Origin of the sequence: Thauera sp. 28, assembly GCF_000310145.2 — a bacterium.
Taxonomy (GTDB): Bacteria; Pseudomonadota; Gammaproteobacteria; order Burkholderiales; family Rhodocyclaceae; genus Thauera; species Thauera mechernichensis.
In genome coordinates, this window is record NZ_AMXA01000030.1 from 40860 (window position 1) to 47007 (window position 6148).

Here is a 6148-nt window from a genome sequence, read left to right on the forward strand (position 1 = left end):
TGTGCCCGGCGCCGCAACCGTTCAGCGCCGCGCCAGGCGGCGGAACGGGTAGTAGTGCGCGCGCGTGCCCTGCTGGCCAAGCCAGGCGGGGGCGACCGACTCGAGTGCGGTCGGGGGGAGCCCGAAAGGAAGGGGCTCGCCGCTGGCGACGTTGTCCACCTTCATCGAGCGCACGTTGTCGCGGCTCATCAGCGGCTGCGGCGCAAGCTCCATCAAGCGGGCCTGGACCATGGCGAGGCCGTCGGGAAGCGCAATGACCGGGCGCGGCTTGTCGACAAGCGCAGAAACGTACTCGACGAGCTGGCGCAGGGTATAGACCGTCGGTCCGGCGAGTTCGTAGGTCTGCCCTTCGGCTTCGGGGCGGGCAAGGCTCTGGCACACCGCCTCTGCGACATCCTCGACATACACTGGCTGAAAGCGCGTGCCTGCGCCGGCAAGCGGCAGCACCGGGAACACTGCGGCCAACCCGGCGAAGAGATTGAGGAAGCTGTCGCCGCGGCCGAACACGACCGAGGGGCGCAGGATGGTCCATGCTACGTCCGGGCCGGCAGCACGGATTGCCGTCTCTCCGGCGGCCTTGGAGCGCTGGTACTCGGAGGGGCCGTCGGCAGCGGCGCCCAGTGCGCTGATATGGATCAGGCGGCGCACGCCGGCGTTGCGACAGGCGGTGACGATCTTTTGTGGCAATTCGACGTGGTTGCGCGCGAAGTCGGGGCCGAAGGGCGTGCCCGGCCGCGAGTGCAGTACACCGACCAGGTTGACCACGGCGTCAGCGCCGGCAAGGAGGGCGTCGAGTGCTGCGGGGTCATGGACGTCGACCTCGACGACCTCCACGTTGGGCAGCAGCAGGACATGGCCGGCACGGCTGCGGCGTCGGGTCGGGATGATGACCTTGGCGTCTGCCGCGGACAGGCGGTTGGCAAGGGCGCTGCCGATGAAGCCGGCGCCGCCGATGAGGACGATGCGTCTTTGATTCATGGTTCCACTCGTCTGTGCTTGGACTGTTTATTCAGGCGCATGTCGGCAAGCTTACTCGTTGATCGTGCCGGGCGCGATCGTGCCGAGGCGCGCCTTGAGCGATTGTGGCCGTTTCTCAAGCATCGCGGAGTATATGACTGCGTTCGCGAGCACCTTCTTGACATAGTCCCGGGTCTCGTCGAAGGGAATCGTCTCGGTATAGATCGCGCCCTCGATCGGCATGCTGTCGCGCCAGCGCCGTGCCCGACCGGGCCCGGCGTTGTAGCCTGCGCTCGCCAGCACGGGATGATCGTCGAGGCCTTCCATGATCAGGCGCATGTAACTGGTGCCGAGCAATACGTTGGTGTTCGGGTCGGTGAGCAGCCGTGGATGGTAGTTCGCCATGCCGATGCGGTTCGCCACCCACTTGCCGGTGTCCGGCATGACCTGCATCAGCCCCTGGGCGCCTGCACTCGAGCGTGCCGGGATGACGAAGCGGCTCTCCTGGCGCATGATGCCGTAGACCCAGCCGAGGTCCAGGCCCTGGGCGCGCACCTGGGGTTCGATGAGATCGCGGTACGGGGTCAGGAAGCGCAGCTCGAAGTTGCTGTTCGGGTTGGCCAGTTCTGCGGTGTTGATGGTGCGGTCGTACAGTTCGTGGCGCAGTGCGAGATGCGCGGCGGCGACGCGGAAGGCTTCGTCGCGATTGCGCACGCCCCAAACCCACTCGCGCAACGCCTCGGTGCGCATGTCGAGCTGGTAGAGGGCGAGCGCACGCCTCAGGCTGGGGTCGCGCTCGACCTCCTCAAGCTTGGCACGCGCCAGCGCTGCGGTCGCGGGGGGTGGCATGAAGGGCTGGCCGAATTCTTCGGCGGCGAGCATGCCATAGAAATGTGCCTCGCCAGCGATGCGCATGTAGAGCGATTCGGCCTGGTCACGGTTGCCTGCGGCGGCGTGTGCCCTGCCCAGCCAGTAGATCCACTCCGGGGCTTCGCTTTCGGCTGCGGGCAGGGCCTCGATCGCACTGCGCACTGCGCGCCAGTCCTGGGCGCGCAGTGCGGCGCGCACCCGCCATGCGCGCTGCATCGGCGTGGTCTCGATGCTGCCGGCCGCGGCGTAGAGTGCAAGCGCGTCCGGGCGCCGCCCGATCGCCGCATGCATCGCCATCACCAGATGGACGTAGTTGCGCTCCTCCGCGCCCAGGCGGTCCTGGATGCGGAGCAGACGGACCTGGGCCGCTGCTGCATCCTCGCGCACGAGGCGTACCAGCGCGGCCAGGGCAAGTTCGCGCCCGGCGCGGGTGACGGCGAAGTTGGCAGGCAGGCGGTCCAGCCATTGCGAGGGCGAGCGGATGGCCTGGTCAAGGTCCGCGCGCGCAGGCGCCACGCCCGCGGGCAGCAGCGCAAGGCTGGCGAGGGCGTCGTTCGGGCTGCGCGTATCGATCTGGCGGCGGATGCGCCACCAGACGCGATCTTCGCTGACGACGCCGCGCTCGACGGCGGCACGCATCGGCAGTTCGCAGGCCGCGGGCGCAGACTGCAGGGTGTCCCATTGCGCAGCAAGCTCGTGCAGGCCGCTGTCGTCGCCGCTGAAGAGGCGCGCGCTCCAGCCCGTGCAGCGCAGTTCGGCGTCCGGGTTCTGCAGCGCTGCATGCAGGCGTAGCGCGCCCGCCCAGTCGCCGTCGCGTGCCAGCCGGCGCAGCCAGTCGGCGCGCAGGCGCTCGGCGAGGTGGCTGCCGTCATGCTCGGCGATGAACGCGTTCAGCGCATCGGACGGCGGCGGCTCGCTGCGGGCGAGGCGGTTCACCAGCAGCCAGTAGCGCGGGTAGGGGTCGAGCACGTGCGTGTCGCGTATCGCAGCGAGGCGCTCGAGTCGTGCCTGATCCCCCTTGCGCAGCGCCTCGCGCGCGGCGACGATACGGTCCGCTCCGGTCTCGCCCGGTGACTGTGCGGACACGCTTCCGGGCAGCAGGAATGCTGCGCTGAACAATGTTGCCCAGAATGCTTTTTTCATGCTGTTGCCTGCTCCCATTTCAAGGCTGAACATACCACAGTGACGGATCATCCCTTGGCCCCCGCAAGCGCGCTCGACGTCGACGCTGCTGCACAGCGCAAACGCCTGCGCGAGGCGGCATTGCGTGCCCGGCAGGCAATGCCGGAGGCGCAGCGCGCCTGTCTGACATTGCGCCTGGCGGCGCATCTCGATGGATTGATGGCGCTGCTCCAGCCCCGACGGCTTGGCTTTTGCTGGCCCTATCGCGCCGAGCCCGATCTGCGTCAGTGGGTGTGCGGCTGGCGCGTTGCCGCGCCCGGGCGGGTGGCCGCCTTGCCCGTGGTCTTGGAGCGCGATGCCGCGATGGTGTTCCGCGCATGGGAGCCGGACCAGCCGATGGTGCTGGACCGCCACGGCATCCCGCACCCGGCCGCGGGCGACAGCCTGATACCCGACGTCGTCCTCGTTCCGCTCAACGCCTTCGATGCCTGCGGCTACAGGCTGGGCTACGGCGGCGGCTACTTCGACCGCACCCTGGCTGGCATGGACACTGTTGCAGTCGGTGTCGGCTTCGAACTCGGGCGCGTACCGAGTACGCTGCCACAGCCCCATGACAAGCCTATGGAGTGGATCGTCACCGAGGCGGGGGCGGCCAGGGCGCTGCCCTGAGCCTTCCGCCGTGAGGGGTCAGCCGGTGCTGGCCGACAGGAACATGCGATAAGCGGGATTGTCGCTCTCGGCGGCGTATTCGTAGCCGAGGCGCTGCAGGAAGTCGTCGAAGGCGGCCTTATCCTGCGGAGGGACCTGCATGCCGACCAGGACGCGGCCGAAGTCCGAGCCATGGTTGCGGTAGTGAAACAGGGAGATGTTCCAGTCCGAGCGCAGGTTGGAGAGGAAGTTCATCAGTGCGCCGGGGCGTTCGGGGAAGATGAAGCGGTAAACCACTTCGTTCTCGGCCTGCGGCGAGCGGCCGCCGACCATGTAGCGCACATGGGTCTTGGCGAGTTCGTCGTCGGTGAGATCGATGGCCGGCAGTTCGTGGCGTTCCAGCATCTCGACCAGGCGCGCAACCTCGTTGCGGTTGTGTACGGTGACGCCGACGAAGATGTGTGCCTGCTGCGGGTGGGCGTAACGGTAGTTGAACTCGGTGATGTTGCGGTTGCCGAGGACACTGATGAACTTCTTGAACGAGCCCGGCTTCTCCGGAATCGTCACGGCGAGCACGGCTTCGCGCTGTTCGCCGAGTTCCGCGCGTTCAGCCACGAAACGCAGACGATCGAAGTTCATGTTGGCGCCTGAGGCTACGGCGACCAGGCTCTTGTCGCGCAGCTTGTGGCGGCGGGCGTATTCCTTTGCGCCTGCGACCGCGAGTGCGCCGGCCGGCTCGAGGATCGAGCGGGTGTCTTCGAACACGTCCTTGATCGCGGCACAGATGGCGTCGTTATCGACCACGATCATCTCGTCCACATATTGCTGGCACAGGCGGAAGTTTTCGGCGCCGACCTCCTTCACTGCGGCGCCGTCGGCGAAGATGCCGACCTGTTCCAGGGTGACGCGCTTGCCCGCCGCCAGCGACTGGGTCATCGCGTCGGCGCCTACCGCCTCGACGCCGATGATCTTCGTCTCCGGGCGCAGGCGCTTGATGTAGGCCGCCACGCCGGCGATCAGGCCGCCGCCGCCGACACAGCAGAATACCGCGTGGATCGGCTTTGAATGCGCGCGCAGGATCTCCAGGCCCACGGTGCCCTGGCCGGCGATTACGTCGGGGTCGTCAAAGGGGTGGACGAAGGTGAGCTTTTCGCTCTTCTCGAGTTCGAGCGCATGCGCATAGGCGTCGGAATAGGACTCGCCGGCGAGCACCACTTCGCCGCCACGCGCCTTGACCGCATCGATCTTGATCGCCGGCGTGGTGCTCGGCATCACGATCACGGCACGCACGCCAAGCTTTGCCGCCGAAAGCGCCACGCCCTGCGCATGGTTGCCGGCGGAGGCACAGATCACGCCGCGCTTGAGGGCCTGGGGCGAGAGCTTGGCCATCTTGTTGTAGGCGCCGCGGATCTTGAAGCTGAACACGGGCTGCATGTCCTCGCGCTTGAGGAAGATGCGGTTATGGGTGCGTGCCGACAGGTTTGCAGCAAGGTCAAGCGGGGTCTCGACGGCGACGTCGTACACCTGCGCGTTGAGGATGCGTTCCAGGTAATCCGAGGGGGTGGTCATGGGCGGCCGAAATTCTGCTGCAAAGCGGACGAGGGTATCAGCCGCGGCGGCAAGGTCGCAAGGGGCGGCAGCGTTCAGCGCAGCAGGTCGCGAAGGCCGCGGCGTAGTGTGTCCTGCACGCCCTCGGGTACGCGCTCGCGGATACGCTCATCGATGCGCTCGGCCGCGCGTTCGCGCAAGCTGTCCGCCACCAGCGATTCGATGTCGAGTGCGAACCTGGGCTCGGCAAACGGGCCGCTGATGCGGATGGGGATGGTGAGTCCGCGCAGGTTGGCGAGTTCGTCACCGCCTTGTCCGGCCAGGGTTGCGACGGCGCTGGCGCGCAGCCGGTAGTCGATCGTCTCGTTGATCAGGCTGGCGCTGCCGGCGCCGGTGAGTCTGAGCAGGGGCGCGCGCAGCGCGAGGTCGTCATTGCGGACCTGGCCGTTGGCGATGCGAAGTGTCGCGCTCAGATCCGTGAAGTCGGTCTCGTTTCGCCCGCTCGGAGAGGGCGCTGCCGTTCCACGTATGCGGGCGGACGCCTCGCGCATCATCTGGGCGATGTTGATGCCCTTCAGCGCGCCATCGACGATGCGCAGGTCCACCTGGCCGGTGATGCTGCGGCGCAGGCTGTCGGTGCTGTCGGCGTTGCCCTGCAGGCGGGCATGCACCGTGGCGCGGCCTGCGATGCGTGCTTCCGTGCCGCTGAAGTCGCGCAGGAAGGGGGCGAGCTGAATGTCCTCGAGACGCTCATCGAGCGTGAGCCGAAGCGGGCTGCGGCGCGCATCGATGCCGACCTTGCCGCTGTAGCGTCCGCCGTAGAGCGAGGCCGACAGTGGGGCGAGCCTGAGCTGTCCGTCCTCGGCCTTCAGGACGAGGTCGACCTCGCTTAGCTGCAGGCCGTGCGCGCGCAGGCGGCCGACACGCAGGCGGCCGTCGGCAGCGAGCGTGACGAGCGCGCTGGGGTTGCGCGCTGCCGCGGTTGCGGCGCCGGCCGGGGCGG

5 protein-coding genes are annotated in these 6148 nt (G+C 68.0%); 1 reads left to right on the forward strand and 4 read right to left on the reverse strand.

Annotated elements, in window-relative coordinates; all coding sequences use genetic code 11:
• Window positions 1-21 precede the first annotated feature (21 nt).
• Entirely contained in the window at window positions 22-978 is a 957-nt protein-coding gene (locus C662_RS16365; protein WP_002931527.1) for a complex I NDUFA9 subunit family protein, read from the reverse strand.
• A 51-nt stretch (window positions 979-1029) separates the two neighbouring features.
• The gene (locus tag C662_RS16370) at window positions 1030-2970 is read right to left on the reverse strand and encodes a lytic transglycosylase domain-containing protein (RefSeq protein ID WP_002931528.1); all 1941 of its coding nucleotides are present in this window, start codon (window positions 2968-2970) and stop codon (window positions 1030-1032) included.
• A gap of 54 nt (window positions 2971-3024) precedes the next feature.
• On the opposite strand from C662_RS16370, the gene C662_RS16375 reads away from it, so the two are divergent.
• The gene (locus C662_RS16375) at window positions 3025-3618 is read left to right on the forward strand and encodes a 5-formyltetrahydrofolate cyclo-ligase (protein WP_002931529.1); all 594 of its coding nucleotides are present in this window, start codon (window positions 3025-3027) and stop codon (window positions 3616-3618) included.
• An 18-nt stretch (window positions 3619-3636) separates the two neighbouring features.
• On the opposite strand, the gene ilvA is transcribed toward C662_RS16375, so the two are convergent.
• Complete coding sequence (gene ilvA, locus C662_RS16380; RefSeq protein ID WP_002931530.1) at window positions 3637-5166, reverse strand: threonine ammonia-lyase, biosynthetic; 1530 nt, start codon at window positions 5164-5166, stop codon at window positions 3637-3639.
• Window positions 5167-5240: 74 nt separating this feature from the next.
• On the reverse strand, window positions 5241-6148 hold a 908-nt coding region (locus C662_RS16385), incomplete at its 5' end, for an AsmA family protein (RefSeq protein ID WP_002931531.1).

Bases quoted from the DNA above. Each gene is read 5' to 3' on its own strand.
- C662_RS16365 (WP_002931527.1), bottom strand. From the start codon at position 978: ATGAATCAAAGACGCATCGTCCTCATCGGCGGCGCCGGCTTCATCGGC.
- C662_RS16370 (WP_002931528.1), bottom strand. From the start codon at position 2,970: ATGAAAAAAGCATTCTGGGCAACATTGTTCAGCGCAGCATTCCTGCTG.
- ilvA (WP_002931530.1), bottom strand. From the start codon at position 5,166: ATGACCACCCCCTCGGATTACCTGGAACGCATCCTCAACGCGCAGGTG.